Annotated in this window: 19 protein-coding genes and 1 pseudogene; 8 read left to right on the top strand and 12 right to left on the bottom strand. The window is 63.6% G+C overall.

All coding sequences use genetic code 11. From position 1 onward, the window contains the following. Window positions 1-68: 68 nt before the first annotated feature. From CI805_RS11875 to CI805_RS11850, 6 genes and pseudogenes are all read left to right on the top strand, one after another. Window positions 69-803, top strand: coding sequence for a peptidylprolyl isomerase (locus tag CI805_RS11875; RefSeq protein WP_260923562.1), 735 nt, complete (start codon window positions 69-71; stop codon window positions 801-803). Between the two features lie 56 nt (window positions 804-859). Next, window positions 860-1,893, top strand: a pseudogene (gene queA / locus CI805_RS11870) (tRNA preQ1(34) S-adenosylmethionine ribosyltransferase-isomerase QueA). Between the two features lie 70 nt (window positions 1,894-1,963). Next, the gene (locus tag CI805_RS11865; RefSeq protein ID WP_260923560.1) at window positions 1,964-2,899 is read left to right on the top strand and encodes an ABC transporter ATP-binding protein; all 936 of its coding nucleotides are present in this window, start codon (window positions 1,964-1,966) and stop codon (window positions 2,897-2,899) included. Continuing rightward, window positions 2,896-3,669 carry an ABC transporter permease gene (locus CI805_RS11860; protein ID WP_260923558.1) on the top strand — a complete coding sequence of 258 codons (774 nt, stop codon included), beginning with the start codon at window positions 2,896-2,898 and terminating at the stop codon, window positions 3,667-3,669. The genes CI805_RS11865 and CI805_RS11860 overlap by 4 nt, the downstream gene beginning before the upstream one ends. 18 nt (window positions 3,670-3,687) lie before the next feature. Further along, window positions 3,688-4,827, top strand: coding sequence for a tRNA guanosine(34) transglycosylase Tgt (gene tgt, locus CI805_RS11855; protein WP_260923557.1), 1,140 nt, complete (start codon window positions 3,688-3,690; stop codon window positions 4,825-4,827). Window positions 4,828-4,948: 121 nt separating this feature from the next. Further along, window positions 4,949-5,584: a ParA family protein gene (locus CI805_RS11850; protein WP_260923555.1), complete on the top strand. Its 636-nt coding sequence runs from the start codon at window positions 4,949-4,951 to the stop codon at window positions 5,582-5,584. Window positions 5,585-5,602: 18 nt separating this feature from the next. Here the strand turns inward: CI805_RS11850 and CI805_RS11845 are convergent, their stop codons facing one another. Together CI805_RS11845 and rpsD are read right to left on the bottom strand one after the other, a co-directional pair. Next, the gene (locus tag CI805_RS11845) at window positions 5,603-5,797 is read right to left on the bottom strand and encodes a hypothetical protein (protein ID WP_260923553.1); all 195 of its coding nucleotides are present in this window, start codon (window positions 5,795-5,797) and stop codon (window positions 5,603-5,605) included. Between the two features lie 212 nt (window positions 5,798-6,009). Then, entirely contained in the window at window positions 6,010-6,624 is a 615-nt protein-coding gene (gene rpsD / locus CI805_RS11840; RefSeq protein WP_260923552.1) for a 30S ribosomal protein S4, read from the bottom strand. A 381-nt stretch (window positions 6,625-7,005) separates the two neighbouring features. Between rpsD and CI805_RS11835 the strand changes: the two genes are divergently transcribed. Further along, the gene (locus tag CI805_RS11835) at window positions 7,006-7,617 is read left to right on the top strand and encodes a hypothetical protein (protein WP_260923548.1); all 612 of its coding nucleotides are present in this window, start codon (window positions 7,006-7,008) and stop codon (window positions 7,615-7,617) included. Further along, complete coding sequence (locus tag CI805_RS11830) at window positions 7,614-7,922, top strand: hypothetical protein (protein WP_260923546.1); 309 nt, start codon at window positions 7,614-7,616, stop codon at window positions 7,920-7,922. Before CI805_RS11835 ends, CI805_RS11830 begins: the two co-directional genes overlap by 4 nt. 34 nt (window positions 7,923-7,956) lie before the next feature. Here the strand turns inward: CI805_RS11830 and CI805_RS11825 are convergent, their stop codons facing one another. The 10 genes from CI805_RS11825 to CI805_RS11780 form a co-directional block, all read right to left on the bottom strand. Continuing rightward, the gene (locus tag CI805_RS11825) at window positions 7,957-8,742 is read right to left on the bottom strand and encodes an RNA methyltransferase (RefSeq protein WP_313958551.1); all 786 of its coding nucleotides are present in this window, start codon (window positions 8,740-8,742) and stop codon (window positions 7,957-7,959) included. Window positions 8,743-8,776: 34 nt separating this feature from the next. After that, window positions 8,777-9,238 carry a transcriptional regulator NrdR gene (gene nrdR / locus CI805_RS11820; RefSeq protein ID WP_260923542.1) on the bottom strand — a complete coding sequence of 154 codons (462 nt, stop codon included), beginning with the start codon at window positions 9,236-9,238 and terminating at the stop codon, window positions 8,777-8,779. Window positions 9,239-9,271: 33 nt separating this feature from the next. Continuing rightward, window positions 9,272-9,499 carry a hypothetical protein gene (locus tag CI805_RS11815; protein ID WP_260923540.1) on the bottom strand — a complete coding sequence of 76 codons (228 nt, stop codon included), beginning with the start codon at window positions 9,497-9,499 and terminating at the stop codon, window positions 9,272-9,274. 4 nt (window positions 9,500-9,503) lie between these two features. Next, a complete protein-coding gene (glyA, locus tag CI805_RS11810) occupies window positions 9,504-10,802 on the bottom strand; it encodes a serine hydroxymethyltransferase (protein ID WP_260923538.1) in 1,299 nt (432 codons plus the stop codon). A 14-nt stretch (window positions 10,803-10,816) separates the two neighbouring features. Beyond that, entirely contained in the window at window positions 10,817-11,254 is a 438-nt protein-coding gene (rpiB, locus tag CI805_RS11805) for a ribose 5-phosphate isomerase B (RefSeq protein WP_260923537.1), read from the bottom strand. 368 nt (window positions 11,255-11,622) lie between these two features. Next, window positions 11,623-12,240: a DUF2059 domain-containing protein gene (locus tag CI805_RS11800; protein ID WP_260923535.1), complete on the bottom strand. Its 618-nt coding sequence runs from the start codon at window positions 12,238-12,240 to the stop codon at window positions 11,623-11,625. Between the two features lie 57 nt (window positions 12,241-12,297). Next, window positions 12,298-12,792: a hypothetical protein gene (locus CI805_RS11795; RefSeq protein WP_260923533.1), complete on the bottom strand. Its 495-nt coding sequence runs from the start codon at window positions 12,790-12,792 to the stop codon at window positions 12,298-12,300. A gap of 249 nt (window positions 12,793-13,041) precedes the next feature. After that, entirely contained in the window at window positions 13,042-15,069 is a 2,028-nt protein-coding gene (gene rpoD, locus CI805_RS11790; protein ID WP_260923532.1) for an RNA polymerase sigma factor RpoD, read from the bottom strand. A 45-nt stretch (window positions 15,070-15,114) separates the two neighbouring features. After that, a complete protein-coding gene (gene dnaG, locus CI805_RS11785; protein ID WP_260923530.1) occupies window positions 15,115-17,010 on the bottom strand; it encodes a DNA primase in 1,896 nt (631 codons plus the stop codon). Then, window positions 17,004-17,333 carry a GIY-YIG nuclease family protein gene (locus CI805_RS11780; protein WP_260923528.1) on the bottom strand — a complete coding sequence of 110 codons (330 nt, stop codon included), beginning with the start codon at window positions 17,331-17,333 and terminating at the stop codon, window positions 17,004-17,006. Before CI805_RS11780 ends, dnaG begins: the two co-directional genes overlap by 7 nt. Between the last annotated feature and the right edge of the window lie 52 nt (window positions 17,334-17,385).

Raw genomic sequence — 17,385 nt, 5'->3', positions numbered from 1 at the left:
ATTGTCTCGACAGCGCAAGGCGGCTAACGCTGGCGCGCCCAGAGGGCAGACCCAAGTGTGAGTGATAGATGAACTTCCGCCTTCCCGTTACCGCGATGATGATGGGCCTCGTGCTCGCCGCTACGCCCGCTATCGCCAAGGACAAGAAGAAGGCTCTCGAAGAGAGCGCGGCCGCCAGCGAGGCGACCGAGATGCAGAAGGCCAAGCTGCCGGTGACGGTGGACATGGATATCTCTCACGATCCGCAGAACGTGCTGTTGCTCGATCTGTCGGACGGTGGACGCGTGGCGATCCGTCTGATGCCGCAGTGGGCGCCCCATCATGTCGAGCGGATCAAGACGCTCACGGAAAAGGGCTTCTACAATGGCCAGATATTCCACCGCGTGATTGATGGCTTCATGGCGCAGACCGGCGATCCGACGGGAACCGGGCAGGGCGGCTCCGATCTTCCCGACCTGACGGCGGAATTCAATTCGATGCCGCATGTGCGCGGTACGGTTGCGATGGCGCGCACCAACGACCCGAACAGCGCGAACAGCCAGTTCTTCATCATGTTCTACCCGCGCTTCGCGCTCGATCACAAATACACAGTGTTCGGTCGCGTGATCGCGGGCATGCAGTATGTCGATGCCATTCACCGTGGCGAGCCGCCCAAGGACCCGACCAAGATCCTGCAGGCCTCGCTGGCGTCGGACAACAAGGCCCCGCCTGTCGTCGCGCCCACGCCGACTGCGACGCCTTCTGCGGTACCGGCTCCGGGTTCGATCTCGGCTGCTGACCTCAACAAGTCCAAGTCGAACTGACCACTGTGTATCGGCGTGCCCTTGCCGGGCGCGCCGGGCTGCTCTAGCGCGCTGTCATGCGCGTAGACCTGTTCGACTTCGACCTTCCCACCGACCTCATCGCCCTGCGCCCGGCACGCCCGCGCGACGCAGCGCGTTTCCTCGTGGCGCAGAACGGCGAGCCTTTCGCCGATCGTCACGTGCACGACCTGCCCGATGTTCTGCGCCCCGGCGATGTGCTGGTGTTCAACGACACCCGTGTAATCCCTGCGCAGCTGGAAGGGACGCGCGGTGAGGCGAAGATCGGTGCGACGCTGCACAAGCGCCATGACCTGCGTCGCTGGATCGCCTTCGTGCGCAATGCCAAGCGGCTGAAGACAGGCGATGTGATCTCGTTCCCCGCCGATGTCGAGGCTGTCGCCGAGGAGCGTCACGAAGACGGCAGCTGGACGCTGTTCTTCCGGGGGAGGAGCCGGTCGAAGTCCTGCTCGAACGGGCAGGTCGCATGCCGCTGCCGCCTTATATCGCGGGCAAGCGTCCGACCGACGAGGCGGACGCCAGCGATTACCAGACGATGTTCGCACGCGAGAAGGGGGCTGTCGCGGCGCCTACCGCCGCGCTGCACTTTACGCCGGACCTGATGGAGCGCCTCGACGCTGCCGGGATCGGGCGCGAGACGCTGACGCTGCATGTCGGTGCGGGCACTTTCCTGCCGGTCAAGGCCGACGACACCACTGACCATCGCATGCATGCCGAATTCGGACGGATCGATGCGGCAACGGCGGATCGTCTCAACGCCGTGCGCGCGAACGGCGGCCGCCTGATCGCGGTGGGCACCACCAGCCTGCGCCTGCTCGAAAGCGCGACCGGCGAGGACGGGATCATCCGACCATTTGAGGGCGATACCTCGATCTTCATCACGCCGGGTTATCGCTTCCGGGCCATTGACGGACTGATGACGAATTTCCATCTGCCCAAGTCGACGCTGTTCATGCTGGTCAGCGCGCTGATGGGCCTCGACACGATGCAGCAGGTCTATGCGCATGCCATCGCGAACGGCTATCGGTTCTATTCATATGGCGACTCGAGTCTTTTGATTCCCGAAAGATAGGCAGCGGTGCTCACGCAAGGCGTGAGGATATCGGCGCGCGTCTCAGGGGCAGGGAGCATTTCTCGGAACGATGGACACTATTCTCGACATTCGCGGTCTGACCAAGACCTACGCTGGCGGGTTCACCGCGCTGGCAGGGATCGACCTCGAAATCCGGCGCGGCGAGATTTTCGCGCTGCTCGGCCCCAACGGTGCGGGTAAGACTACGCTGATCGGCGCGGTCTGCGGGCTGGTGCGCCCCACCTCAGGCACTATCGAAGCCTTCGGCGAAGACATGGGCAAGCACTGGCGCCGCCTGCGCGCGCGCATCGGTCTGGTTCCGCAGGAACTGGCGACCGACATGTTCGACACGGTGCTGCACTCGGTGAACTATTCGCGCGGGCTGTTTGGCCTTGCGCCCGATGCCGCCAAGATCGAGGACATCCTGCGCGCGCTCAGCTTGTGGGACAAGAAGGATGCGCAGATCCGCGCGCTGTCCGGAGGTATGAAGCGCCGCGTGCTGATCGCCAAGGCGCTGGCGCACGAGCCTGACCTGCTGTTCCTCGACGAGCCGACCGCGGGTGTCGATGTCGAACTGCGCCGCGACATGTGGAAGCAGATCGCCGCCCTGCGCGAGCGCGGCACGACGATCATCCTGACCACCCACTACATCGAGGAGGCCGAGGATATGGCCGATCGCGTGGGCATCATTCAGGGCGGCAAGATCCGCATGGTCGAGCCGACGCGCGAGATGATGAAGCGCCTCGGGCGCACCGAAGCGCATGTCACGCTCGCCGCTCCCGTCTCCGAAGTGCCGGGCATTGTCGCGCACTTGCCGATCACGCTGTCGGAAGACGGCACCGTGCTGATCTATCGTGGTGGAGACGGGCAGGGCGGCGGCAAGGCGCAGGTCGCCGAACTGACCAAGGTGCTGGCTCTCGCCGGGATCGACTACACCGCCATCGAAATCCGCGAGTCCAGTCTCGAGGAAATCTTCGTCAATCTTCTCGAAGGAGAGGCGGCATGATCGCCTTCAACGCCCGCAGCACCTGGACCATCTACAAGCGCGAAGTGATGCGCGCGCTGCGCACCGCCATGCAGTCGATCCTGGGGCCGGTGCTGACCACGGTGCTCTATTTCGTCGTCTTCGGCGCGGCCATCGGTGGGCGCATGTCTGCCGGAATGGACGGCATGAACTATGGCGCCTTCATCGTGCCGGGGCTGCTGCTGCTGACCCTGCTGGGAGAGAGCACCTCCAATGCCAGCTTCGGCATTTACATGCCCAAATTTACCGGCGCGATCTACGAACTGCTCTCGGCGCCGGTGGGGGTTGCCGAAACGCTGGTCGGCTTCGTCGGCGCGGCGGCAACCAAGTCGCTGATTCTCGCGGCGATCATCCTGACCACGGCGACGCTGTTCGTCGATTATACCATCGTCCATCCGCTCTATGCGCTGGGCTTCATCCTGCTGGTCTCGGCCAGCTTCTCGCTGTTCGGCTTTATCCTCGGCATCTGGGCGACCAGTTTCGAGAAGCTGGGCATCGTGCCGGTGCTGTTCATCATGCCGCTGACGTTCCTGGGCGGCACGTTCTATTCGATCGACATGCTGCCCCAGCCGTGGCGCACGGTGGCGATGATCAACCCGGTGGTCTATCTCGTCAACGGTCTGCGCTGGTGCTTCTATGGCCAGTCGGACTTCCCGATCGGGGTGTCGCTGGGAATGACGCTCGCGTTCCTGCTGATCTGCGTGATCGCGATCTGGCGGATCTTCCAGACGGGCTGGCGCCTGCGCGGCTGACGCGGTAGGGGAGCGCGGATGAACCCGCGCTTCCAGTTCCAGATTCACGCGACCGACGGCAAGGCTCGCACCGGCACCATCCAGATGCGTCGCGGCGAGATTCGCACGCCGGCCTTCATGCCGGTGGGCACCGCTGCGACCGTCAAGGCGATGAAGCCCGAGGCGGTACGCGCCGCCGGGGCCGACATCATCCTTGGCAACACCTATCACCTGATGCTGCGCCCCGGTGCCGAGCGCGTCGCGCGCCTCGGCGGCCTGCACAAGTTTATGAACTGGGATCGCCCGATCCTGACCGACAGTGGCGGCTATCAGGTGATGAGCCTATCCGAATTGCGCAAGATCACCGAAGAGGGCGTAACTTTCGCCAGCCACATCGACGGCTCGCGTCATATGCTCAGCCCCGAGCGCTCGATGGAGATCCAGCGCCTGCTCGGCTCGGATATCGTCATGTGTTTTGATGAATGCCCCAAGATCGACCAGCCGCGTGATGTCATCGCCCGCTCGATGGAAATGTCGATGCGCTGGGCCAAGCGCAGCCGCGAGGCGTTCGATCAGGGCGGAGAGCACGCCGAGAATGCCGCGCTGTTCGGCATCCAGCAGGGCGCGCTGGACGAAGGTCTGCGCAAGACCTCTGCCGATGCTCTGACCGAGATCGGCTTCGACGGCTATGCCATTGGCGGCCTTGCCGTGGGCGAAGGGCAGCAGGCGATGTTCGAGACGCTGGAGTTCGCGCCCGGCCAGCTTCCCGCAGACCGCCCGCGCTATCTGATGGGCGTGGGCAAGCCCGACGATCTGGTCGGCGCGGTGGAGCGCGGCGTCGACATGTTCGACTGCGTGCTGCCCACGCGATCGGGCCGCAACGGGCAGGCCTTCACCTGGAACGGCCCGCTCAACATGCGCAATGCCCGTCATGCCGAAGATACCGGCCCGATCGACGAGCGTTGCGCCTGCCCGACGTGCAGCACCTACAGCCGCGCCTATCTGCACCACCTGATCAAGGCGGGGGAGATGCTCGGCGCTATCCTGCTGACCGAGCACAACATCTGGTTCTACCAGCAGCTGATGCAGGGCATGCGCGATGCCATCGCCCATCAGCGGTTCGCTACGTTCGCTGCAGACTTCCGGCGAGACTATTTCGCCTCGAAATCGGGCGGATAGCGTTGCTGACAGCGCACGGCGCTGGACAGCGATGGTGCTTTCAGGGGAGGCTGGCGTCGCGACGTCGGCCTCTTTTCGATTCGGAAGAGGTCCGCTGTGCATCACAGGAGAGCCGGACCATATGCCGACTATCGCGATTGTCAGCCAGAAGGGCGGCTCGGGGAAGACGACGCTTGCGGTACATCTCGCCACTTGTGCGGCCTACGATACCCGGCGCAGTTGCGTGATCGACATGGACCCGCAGGCGACTTCTGCGGCCTGGGGGGACTGGCGTGGAGGGTTTCTGCCCGAAGTGGTGACATGCCCTCCGGCGCGTCTGACCAGCACGATCCTGAAGGCCCAGCGCGAGGGGACGGAACTGATCGTGATCGATACCCCTCCGCATGGCGATATGGCATCGCGCGAGGCGGTGCGGGCGGCGGACCTCATCCTGATCCCGACCCGCGCACGGGCATTCGATCTGCATGCGCTGGAAGCGACGGCGGAACTGGTCGCCTATGCGAAGAAGCCCGCATTCGTGGTGCTCAATGCCGTGCCGTCCCGTGCGACGAAGCTGATCAGTGAAACAGGCGCGCAGATCGAGAAGCTGGGATTGAGTATGGCGCCTGTCCATTTCGGCGAACGCGCCGCGTTTCATCGCGCTGCGGGCGGGGGGGAAGTCGCCTCCGAAGTCGAGCCTGAAGGGAAGGCCGCAGCCGAAGTCGATGCCTTGTGGGACTGGGCGAGCGCCGAGTTGGGACTCGCCCCCAGATCCTGACGACTGCCGTGGTGTCGGTCAGGCCGGGATAAGGTTGTCCGCCGCGTCCTGCGGGCGGCGGATCTGCAACTTGGTGCCCAGATAGGCCACGAAGCGCCCGGTGTGGGTGTCGAGGAATCCGGCGCCGATCTCGCAGGCATGACGTTGCGCGGTGTCGAGATCGGGATACCATTTTCCGGTGCGGTGCGGGGTGATGAATCGGTATCGGGACATGGTGACTGTCCAATGCCGAAAGCCTGTTGCGGTTCCCTGACAAGTCCTTCGATTCGCCGATTTTTCCTCGCTTTATCGCAACAATCGTTGGCATCGCGGGCGGTGTAGCCGAGCAGCAATCGAGCAGCCCGGAACTGGCCCGAAACTGGCAATGAAAAAGGGCGGCTCCTTGCGGAACCGCCCCTTCGCATTCTGTCCGACAGGACCGAAAATTAGCGCGAGTAGAACTCGACGACCAGATTCGGTTCCATCTTCACCGGGTAGGGCACTTCGTCCAGCGTCGGAACGCGAACGAAGGTCACCTTGTCGGCACCGTCCTGAGCGACGTAGTCGGGGACTTCACGCTCGGGAAGGGCCTGCGCTTCGATGATCAGCGTCATTTCCTTGGCCTTGTTGCCCAGGCTGATGACGTCGCCGACCTTCACGCGACGCGAAGCGATGTTGCACTTCACGCCGTTGACGCGGATGTGGCCGTGCGAAACGATCTGGCGGGCCGAGAAGACGGTCGGCGCGAACTTGGCGCGGTACACGACCATGTCCAGGCGCTGCTCGAGCAGGCCGATCAGGTTCTGACCGGTGTCGCCCTTCATCTTCGAAGCTTCCTGGTACGTGCGCTTGAACTGCTTCTCAGTCACGTCGCCGTAGTAGCCCTTGAGCTTCTGCTTGGCGCGCAGCTGCAGACCGAAGTCCGAAACCTTGCTCTTGCGACGCTGGCCGTGCTGGCCGGGGCCGTAGCTGCGGCGGTTGACCGAGCTCTTGGGACGGCCCCAGATGTTCTCGCCCATGCGGCGGTCGAGTTTATACTTGGCGCTCTTACGCTTCGACATATGTCGTCTCCTGTTCTGCTGCCGCCTTCACGGTGAAGGCGATCCATAGTTTTCCGGGGTGCACCATCCGACCTATCGTGTCGGATGCGGCCGCCGCTTCACCGGAAGTGCGGGGCCGAATAGGCGTTAAACGCCGCAATCAAGCAGCGGGCGCCATGTGAAGGCGTGGCCCTTAAGCGTTTACGGGGAGGAGTCAAGTTTCGATCTGCCCGCGCGCCGGATTCAGACTGTGGGAATCCGGCAACGAATTACCCGGCTGTGCATGTTGCGGCGAGCGGGCCAAGCGGTTCCGCTTGCACACAATGCTGGCACAATATCAAGTATGTAGCGGAACGTGAGGAGGATCCTTGCGGCTGGCGATCAACAATGGGGTTCAGGGCAATGGGGAATTTCGTCAACGGACTTTTCGGCGCATTGGTGGCCATGGCAACGCTTTCCAGCCCGCTGGAGGCCGTGGCGCAGGATCAGGCTGCCTCTCCCGCTCAAGTACCGGGTGAGGTGTCACCAACGCAGACGGTTAGCCATAATCCGGATGGGGAGACATCCTCTGCGATTTCGGACAAGGATTCGATCCTTGTCCAAACCGAAAGAAATTCGAACAAGGCGTTGGATGCCCTGCCTACCCAGACTCAGGCACCGCACTTGCCAGGCACCGTCAATACTACAAGCCGCCAGATTCGTGCGATGTCGCTGTTTTTCGTACGCTGTGCCGAGGTTCCTAAGAGTCCCGCCATGTTCCGTTCCATCGTAGACAATGGTCCGCTGGATCTGGAGGCGCAGCGAGCCTTGCATGAATACATCGTGCGCCATCAAGGCTGCTATCAGGGCGTGCCCGATTTCAGCTTCCCTTCCCCTACTTTGGCGAGTGCAATGCCGATTCTGATGGCATCTGCCGCACCACTTACGATCGTGGCGAACTGTACGAAAAGGCTATCGAAATCTATGCTGCACATTACCGACTGGGGCAGGCGCAGACGCTTGATCCGACGGTGAAGGCCCGATTTGATGCGCGTGAGCAGCAGCGCAACAAGCGCCGTAGTCCTTACGACCGGTCCTATTTCATGATTGCCGCCTGCATGGTCCAGCTCACGCCAAAGGCAGGTCTGGACCTGCTACACTCGGAATCAGGCACGCCTGAGGAAACCCGGGCGCGCCGTCTCCTCATCGGTCGGGGGACGGCCTGTGTTGGTGGCGCCAAGGATGTAGAGGTCGATCCTGCCCAGTTCCGTGCTTACGTGGCGGAATCAGTCTATTCCTGGATCGTGGCGGCCAAGAACAAGTCCTCGCTGATCTCCTGAATGTAGGCAGGTTCCGGAGAGCATCCGCCGGAGCTTAACTGCGCGGGCGGCGCGCCTTTTCGAGTGCGGACAGCACGCCGCGCATGGTGCGCACTTCCAGGTGGTTCCAGCGCGGCTTGGTCAGCAGATTGCGCAAGGTCAGCCGGTTGGCGGCGGCGCGGGTTTCCGGCCAGAAATAGTTCTTCTCTTCCAGCAGGCGGTCGAAGTGGCCGATGAGGCCTTCGAGTTCCTCCTGCGGGGCAGGGGGAAGCAGTTCTTCCTGCGTGGGCTGGACCAGCCCCGCATCATGAGCCGCTGCGCCCTTGGACCATTCATAGGCGCACAGAATCACCGCCTGCGCCAGGTTGAGCGAGCCGAACTGCGGGTTGATCGGCACAGTCAGGATCGCGCGGGCGAGCGCAACATCCTCGGTCTCCAGTCCCGAGCGCTCCGGGCCGAAGACAAAGGCCGAGCGGCCCTGTTCGGCGTGAATCTCGCGCGAGGCTTCCTCGGGCGTTACCACCGGCTTGGTCACGCCGCGCTTGCGGACCGTGGTGGCATAGACATTGGCGCAGTCGGATACTGCCTCGGCGAGTGTCTCGTAGACCTGCGCCTTTTCCAGAATGATGTCGGCGCCCGCCGCTGCCGGACCCGCCGAAGGATTGGGCCAGCCGTCGCGTGGGGATACCAGGCGCATTTCCGTCAGCCCGAAGTTCAGCATGGCGCGGGCGGCCTTGCCGATGTTCTCGCCCAGCTGTGGGCGGACGAGGACGATGACGGGCTGGCGGTTTGCGCCCGTGGGCACCGCTGCGGGCTGGTTCTGGAAGTCGATGTCGGACATGGTCATGCCGCGATGGGCTTGCCCGTCGGTAAAATCAACCCTGTCCGATTTCGCGAACGGCGCCTGCGAAGTCCTCGAAGTCCTTGGCCTCGGCAAAGTCGCGATAGACGCTGGCGAAGCGGATATAGGCGACCGAATCGAGCTGGCGCAGGCCTTCCATCACCATCTCGCCGATGACGACCGAAGGGATTTCGGATTCGCCCGAGGTTTCCAGCTGGCGCTGCACGCCCGAGACGAGCTGCTCGATCTTCTCGCGCTCGATCCCGCGTTTGCGGCAGGCAAGGGAAACGGATTGCTCGATCTTGCTGCGATCGAACGGTTCGCGCTTGTCGTCGCTCTTCACCACCAGGATTTCGCGCAGCTGCACGCGCTCGAACGTGGTGAAGCGTCCGCCGCAGCTGGAGCACTGGCGGCGACGGCGGATCGCGGCGTTATCCTCGGCCGGGCGGCTGTCCTTGACCTGGGAATCGTCGTGGGCGCAAAACGGACAGCGCATTCAGGCAGGGTCTTTCGAAATCAGGCGAGGCCCTCAATCGGGGCGCACGCGCTTGTAGAAGGCGTAACCGGCACCGGCGGCAAGGCCCATGCCGATCGATACGACCGGCAGGAAAGCGCCGGCAACGGCCCCGAGCGCACCCCAGACGAGAACCGGCTTGGTCGAGGGATGGGCCATGCCATCCTCCAGCATCCCGGCCAGCTCATGGCGGGCGTCGTGGATGAAGCTGTCGGTCTTCTCGGGGCGCTCGGGGTCGATCATGGCATCAGTCCTCGTAGATGGGGAAACGGTCACACAACGCTTCAACGCGCGTGCGCACATTCTGCTCCACCTGAGCGTCACCTTCTTCGCCGCAACGCGCCAGACCGTCGAGAACGTCGGCTACCATGTTGCCGATCTCGCGGAATTCCTCGGGGCCGAAGCCGCGCGTGGTGCCGGCAGGCGTGCCGACGCGGATGCCGCTGGTCTTGACCGGGGGCAGCGGGTCGAAGGGGATACCGTTCTTGTTGCAGGTGATGCCTGCACGCTCCAGCGCCTCGTCGGCGTCCTTGCCGGTCACGCCCAGCGGGGTGAGGTCGACAAGGGCAAGGTGCGTGTCGGTGCCGCCCGAAACGATCGCGGCGCCGCGCGCCTTGAGGGTCTCGGCCAGAACCTTGGCGTTCTCGATCACGCGGGCGGCGTACTGCTTGAACTCGGGGCGCAGCGCCTCACCGAAGGCGACGGCCTTGGCAGCGATGACGTGCATCAGCGGGCCACCCTGAAGGCCGGGGAACACCGCCGAGTTGATCTTCTTGGCCAGCTTTTCGTCGTTGGTCAGGATCATGCCGCCACGGGGGCCGCGCAGCGTCTTGTGCGTGGTGGTGGTGGCGATGTCGGCATAAGGGAACGGCGAGGGGTGGAGGCCTGCGGCGACCAGACCTGCGAAGTGCGCCATGTCCACCATGAACAGCGCGCCCACTTCGTCGGCGATCTTGCGGAAGCGCGCGAAGTCGATCTCGCGCGGGTAGGCCGAGCCACCGGCGATGATCAGCTTGGGGCTGTGCTCGCGGGCGAGCGCCTCGACCTGATCGAAGTCGATCAGGTGGGTGTCCTTGGTGACGCCGTACTGGATGGCGTTGAACCACTTGCCCGACATCGCCGCGCGGGCGCCGTGCGTCAGGTGGCCACCGGCATCGAGGCTCATACCCAGAATGGTGTCACCCGGCTTGACGGTGGCGAGCAGCACCGCGCCGTTCGCCTGCGCGCCCGAGTGGGGCTGGACGTTGGCGTATTCGCAGCCGAACAGCTGCTTGGCGCGATCGATCGCCAGCGCCTCGACCTGATCCGAAGGCTCGCAACCCTGGTAGTAGCGCTTGCCGGGATAGCCCTCGGCGTACTTGTTGGTGAAGACCGAGCCCTGCGCTTCGAGCACGGCCTTGGAGACGATGTTCTCCGAAGCGATCAGCTCGATCTGCTTGCGCTCGCGCTTCAGTTCGTGGCCGATGGCCTTGGCGACGGCTTCGTCGCTGGTGGCAAGCGCGTCGGTGAAGAAGCCGGGGGCGCGGATGGCGGTTTCGACGGTCATGAGGTCTGGCTCCTTCAGAGGGTCGGGTTGGAAAGCTTCTCGACGCGGCCTGCGTGGCGTCCGCCACCGAACTCGGTCGACAGGAAAGCGTCGAGGCAGGCCTTGGCCATGTCGATGCCGGTCAGGCGGGCGCCCATGGCGATCACGTTGGCATCGTTGTGCTCACGCGCCAGCGCTGCCGAAAGCGGCTCGGAGACGAGCGCGCAGCGGCAGGCGGGATCGCGGTTGACGGCGATCGAGATGCCGATGCCCGAGCCGCACAGCGCGACGCCGAACTGCACGGTGCCGTCGGCGACGACCGAGGCCAGCTTGTAGCCATAGTCGGGATAATCGACGCGGTCGGCTGTTTCCGGGCCGAGGTCTGCAACCTCGTGGCCGATTTCGATGAGATATTCGCGCAGAGCTGCCTTGAGCTCGACGGCGGCATGATCGGATGCGATCGCGATGCGCATGGGAGAGGGTGGTTCCTTCTCGCGAGGGATTCGCTTGCGCGCTCCCTTAGTCGCGCTCCGGCGAAATGGCGAGTCTTGACCGTTCCATGGGCGCAGAAGGTGACACCCGGTTGACACAGTTTACACGGTCCAGGGGTGATATGTGCCGCCTCGCCGGGAAAATGGCGGATTTGCGTGGTGTACGCTGTTAACATACCGCGCGTAAGTGTCACCTTGCCGCGTAAAGTGTCATCTTGCGATGACCGCGCGTGGTGCCGGATGGCAGCGAAAGGACCGGGGGCATTCATGCGGCGAGAGTACCGCGCGGCCGGGTTTGTAGGAAAGGGAAGCGCACCGCACCGGGAGCGGCGCGCTTCCTTCGTATGGGGTTACTTGCCGTCGCTGGTAGCCGACTTGTCCTTCATCGCATCGGGATGGGCCTTCAGGTAGGCCACCACCTTTTCCTGAAGATCGGCCTGCGAGGCTTTGCTGATGGACTTGATCTGCCGGAAATATTCGGTGTTCACCTCGGCGACGGCCGGGTCGGACATGATTTCGAGCGAGTGGCTGAAGTAGGCACTGCCCGAGGGTGTCTCTGCAAAGGCGGCGATGTCGCGCAACTGCGCGGTGGTGAACTTGCGGGTATAGGCCTGCGCGATCGCATCCATCTGCTTGGGCAGATAGGCGTCCGTTGCCGGGCGCAGCAGGGTGGGGATATTGTCGAGGTAATCCTCAAGGATCTTGTGCAGGCCGGGATCGGTGATCTCGTCAAGGCCAAGGCCGCTCTTCATCTGCCCGAGCATGGTCTGCATCAGGTTGGTCAGCATTTCCTGACGTCGTTCGGGCGGGAAGGCGGCGGACGTGATCCGTTTTGCCAGAGCCAGCGCCTCGGGATCGACGGCGGGCGTAGTCGCTGCCGGAGCCTCGGCAGCACTGGCCGGCGTGGAAAGCGGAACTGTGGCCAGCGCGGCGAAAGCTGCGAAGCCGATGAAACGGCCCAATGTCATTCGAGAATCCCCAAGGCAAGTCGTTGATGTCACACTGTAGAATATCGGCCGCGGCCTCTATTGGGCGAACTGAAGCGGAATTTGCGCAGGAGCCGTGCGGATACTCGTGATCTTATTATTCATCATATTGATATACGATAACAATTGCATCCTGCCGTTCAGCGACCATTCGATGCGTACGCTGCCATCGGGTAAGGGGTAGGGGGCGCTGGCTATCATGTGACGGTCCACTCGCCATCCGCGCAAAGGCGCTGCGGTCAGACAATCTGACGAGAACGATGTGCAATATTCCTGCGTTGCGTTCTCATCGACGAGACCATGTGGAATGTCCGCCCCTGTGCGGTGCGCTGCCAGCAGTTGTCGGATAATGACCGCGCGGGCCGGATCGAGAGCCGGCGGTGTTCGGGCGGGGAGAAGGTCCACGAGTTGAGCGCCGGGACTTTTGCTTTCACCAGGGGCCAGGCACATGCCTTCGGCTGGACCACCGTGCAGCGGTTCGCAAGTTATCGGTGTGGGTTGTATCGCAGAAGACAGCAATAAAATCGTGAGCATGGTTTTCTGTGTGTCCCGTTTCGCAGGGGCGTCAAGATCATAGCTATAATTCCAGCGCCGATTATGAGCAGGTTCGGCTTTTCTATATCAGGAAGTGCCCTGACCGTACTATTTCGAGTCCAGATATTTGCGCGATTCGTTGGCCCGTAGCGCATGATGGCAAGGATCAGTGCGCCCCAAGCCCCCATACTGCCCCTACTCCCACAAAAAAGCCCCGCCGGAGCGGGGCTTTTCCTGAACTCGTCTCGATTACTGGTCGAGGAAGCTGCGCATCTTGCGGCTGCGGCTCGGATGCTTGAGCTTGCGCAGGGCCTTCGCCTCGATCTGGCGGATACGTTCGCGCGTCACCGAGAACTGCTGGCCCACTTCCTCCAGCGTGTGATCGGTGTTCATGCCGATGCCGAAGCGCATGCGCAGCACGCGTTCCTCACGCGGGGTGAGGCTGGCGAGAACGCGCGTGACCGTCTCCTTGAGGTTCGCCTGAATGGCGGCGTCCACCGGGATGATCGCGTTCTTGTCCTCGATGAAGTCCCCGAGGTGCGAATCCTCCTCGTCGCCGATCGGCGTTTCGAGGGAGATCGGCTCCTTGGCGATCTTCATCACCTTGCGCACCTTTTCGAGCGGCATCGACAGACGCTCGGCCATTTCCTCGGGCGTGGGCTCGCGGCCCTGCTCGTGGAGGAACTGGCGGCTGGTGCGCACCAGCTTGTTGATCGTCTCGATCATATGCACCGGGATACGGATGGTGCGCGCCTGATCGGCGATCGAACGGGTAATCGCCTGCCTGATCCACCACGTGGCATACGTCGAGAACTTGTAGCCGCGGCGGTACTCGAACTTGTCGACCGCCTTCATCAGGCCGATATTGCCTTCCTGAATGAGATCGAGGAACTGCAGGCCACGGTTGGTGTACTTCTTGGCGATCGAGATCACCAGACGCAGGTTTGCCTCGACCATTTCCTTCTTGGCGATACGCGCCTCGCGCTCCGCCTTCTGGACCATGTTGACGATGCGGCGGAATTCGGGAAGCGCCATGCCGGTGGCGGCGGCGATGTCGGCAACCTCGGCGCGGATGCGCTCGACGTTATCGGCCTCGTTCTCCGCGAAGGCGGCCCACTTCTTGTCCTTCTTGCCGGCCTCGGCCAGCCAGGCGTCGTCCAGCTCGCGTCCGACGTAGCTTTCGAGGAAGTCGGCGCGCTTCACCTTGTGACGCTCGGCCAGACGCAGCATCTGGCCGCCCAGCGTGGTGAGGCGACGGTTGAAGGCATAGAGGTTGTCGACCAGATACTCGATCTTGGTCGCGTGGAACTTCACCGATTCCACCTGCGCGGTCAGATCCTCGCGCAGCTGCTGGTACTGGTCTTCCTTGGCGGCCGGGAAATCGATGCCCAGCGCCAGCGCGTCGAGACGCTCGCGCTGCAGCTTCTCGAAGGTCTGGAACAGTTCGGTGATCAGCAGGAACTTCTCAAGCGCCTCGGGCTTGAGAGCCGCTTCCATCTGCGCGAGCGAAAGCGTGTTGTCCTCTTCCTCTTCCTCGGCCTGACGCTTCGGGATAGGGTTGCCGTCCTCGTCGACTTCCTCGGAGTTGTCCTCGTCGTCCGAATCGTCGTCCTTGAACGAGGGGCCGGCGGTGGCTTCGGAGATTTCGCCGTCGTCGTCGCTCTCGCCGTCCTCGTTGAGGCTTTCGGGCGCAGGCTCCTTGGACAGCATCGCGTCGAGATCGAGGATCTCGCGCAGCTGCATCTCGCCGTTGTTGAGTGCTTCGGACCACTGGATGATGGCGTGGAAGGTGATCGGGCTCTCACAGAGGCCCAGGATCATCATGTCGCGTCCGGCTTCGATGCGCTTGGCGATGGCGATTTCGCCCTCGCGGCTGAGCAGTTCGACCGCGCCCATTTCGCGCAGGTACATGCGCACCGGGTCGTCGGTGCGCTCGACCGTTTCCTTCTTCTTGGTCTCGGCGACCATGCGCGGACCGCCATCGTCACCGTCGCTGTCGTCGGTGTCCGAATCGTTGTCCTGATCCTCGTTTTCCTGACCTTCGGCGTCCTCGTCGTTATCGACGATGTTCACGCCCATCTCGTTCAGGGCCGAGGTGATGTCCTCGATCTGGTCCGAGGACATGTCCTGAGGCAGCGCCTCGTTCAGTTCGTCGTAAGTGATGACGCCACGGCGCTTGGCACGCGCGATCAACTTCTTGATCGACGCCTCGTTGAGGTCGATCAGCGGCGCGTCGGCGCCGTCATGGTTTTCGCCGTCGTTGTCGTTCTTGCTCATTCTTCCGCCGTCTAGCTCGTGCAGCCCAGGTGTATAATTATACAATCAGGACGCATGTCTGGTCGTCATTTGCCTGAGACGCTTGTCAAATTCCAGCTTTCTCTCGCGCAGGCGTTGCTGCTCGGCGAAAGTCTCGTCGGTGAACTCGCGTTCATGGCGTTCCGTAGCCGCTGCAAGAGCCTGTTCGATCATCGGCAGCTCGGTCAGCAGCTGGATGGCCTGGATCAGTTCCGCCCGTGCCTTTTCGGGTTCGCCCCGGCCATCCACGAAGCCGAAGCGGATCCCTGCGTATTCGGTCGAATGCGGGGCTTCCACGCCATTTTTCGTCAATATGGTCGCAAGTTCGGCGCTTTCAAGCGGGCCGTGTGCGTCCCAGCAATCGAGCAGCACGCCGAAGCGCGGATCGAGGTCGGGCGTGCGGGCAATAGCTTCGGCATGGTGACCGAGCACTTCGGGCCAGTGGAACAGACCGGCGAGCACGGCGGCGGACAGGGCGTCGCGATTCCCGCCGCCGAATCGGGCCGCCAGACGCGCGATCGATTCGGGGCTGGAGGGGGCAGGGCCGTTCTGGCGCCCGTTCCACGGCCCCTTGCGTCCCGGCTGGAACGGCGCCCGATTCGCGCCTCCGTTCTGGAAGCCGGTGTTCTGGCCCCCATTCTGCCAACGATTTTCGCGGCGCGGGTAGGCGAACTCGGAAAACCGGTCGAGCAGCTCGCGGCGATAGAGGCCGGCAATGTCCTGATGCGCGATCGTCTCGACATGGGCGAGCAGGCGGGCCTTCAGCCCCGCCTTGGCCTCGGGCGTTTCCAGCGGTAGCGCGTCGCGTTCATGTTCCCACAGCACATCGAGCAGGCTGCGCGATTCGCCGAGCACGGCCTCCATCGCCGCAGGCCCGCGCGCCTTGATGAGATCGTCCGGGTCCAGCCCCTCGGGCAGGCGCACGATGCGCAAGCTGTGCGCCGGGCGCAGTAGCGGCAGCGCGCGGGTGACGGCGCGCATCGCCGCGCGCTGTCCTGCCGCGTCGCCATCGAAGCACAGGATCGGCATCTCGACATGGCGCCACAGCATCTCGATCTGGTGCTCGGTCAGCGCGGTGCCCAGCGGCGCGACGGCATCGGCGATCCCGGCGGCGGCGAGCGCGATCACGTCCATGTAGCCTTCCACTACCACCATACGACCGGTCTGGCGCGCGGCAGGCGCGGCGCGGTGCAGGTTGTAGAGCGTGCGGCCCTTGTCGAACAGTGGGGTATCGGGCGAATTCAGATACTTGGGCGCATCGGTCTTGCCCTTGGCGAGGATGCGGCCACCGAAGGCGATTACCCGCCCGCGCGCATCGGCGATGGGCAGCATCAGGCGGTCGCGGAAGCGGTCGTAGGGATCGCGTTCCTCGACGGCGATGCGCAGGCCCGCCTCGATCAGCATCGGTTCGGGGAAGCGGGACAGGGCGCTCTTGAGCGCCTGCCGACCTTCGGGCGCGAAGCCGAAGCCGAACCGCTCGACGGTGTGCGCGTTGAATCCGCGCGTGGCGAGGTACTGGCGCGCCTTCTCGCCCTCTGCACCCTTCAGGCTCTCCTCGAAGAAAGCCTGTGCCGCGGCCATCACGTCATGGAGCGAATCGCGCTTTTCCGCTGCCTTGGCCGCGCGCGGATCGGGGGTGGGCACGTCCATGCCCGCCTCGCCCGCCAGTTCCTTTACCGCGTCCATGAAGGCGAGGCCCTGATGGTCGGTCATCCAGCGGATGGCATCGCCATGGGCGCCGCAGCCGAAGCAGTGATAGAACCCCTTCTCGTCGTTGACGTAGAAGCTGGGCGAGTTCTCGTTATGGAACGGGCAGCACGCCCGATGCTCGCGCCCGGCCTTCTGCAGGCGGACCGAGCGCCCGATCAGCGCCGAAAGCGTGGTGCGCGCACGTAGCTGGTCGAGCCATTGCGGGGTCAGCATGGCGCGTCCCCGCCTTCGCTATCGGGCGCGATCGCTGCGCGTTCATGCGGGGCGCGGGCGAAATGCGAAAGGCGCTTCCAGTCGCCTGCCGCCAGCGCTTCCTTCTTGGCCCGAGACCACTTCTTCACTTTGAGTTCCGTGCTGAGCGCTTCGTAGCGGGAGGGAAATTCAGCGCACCATAGCAGCGTTACCGGACGACGGCGCGAGGTGAAGTCGCAGTATCCCCCGTGGTGATGCTGGGCGAGGCGATGTTCGAGGTTGTCGGTATGGCCGGTGTAATAGGCACCGTCTGCACAGCGCAGGATATAGGCCCAGAAGGCCATCGTCAGCGGATGGTGCGCGTGTCTCGACTTCGGCCTGCGGCCTTCGCTCGAC

It is taken from the genome of Novosphingobium sp. 9, from assembly GCF_025340265.1.
Taxonomy (GTDB): Bacteria; Pseudomonadota; Alphaproteobacteria; order Sphingomonadales; family Sphingomonadaceae; genus Novosphingobium.
Note: the sequence above shows the minus strand (reverse complement) of the source record. Positions and strands in the feature narration are given on the sequence as shown.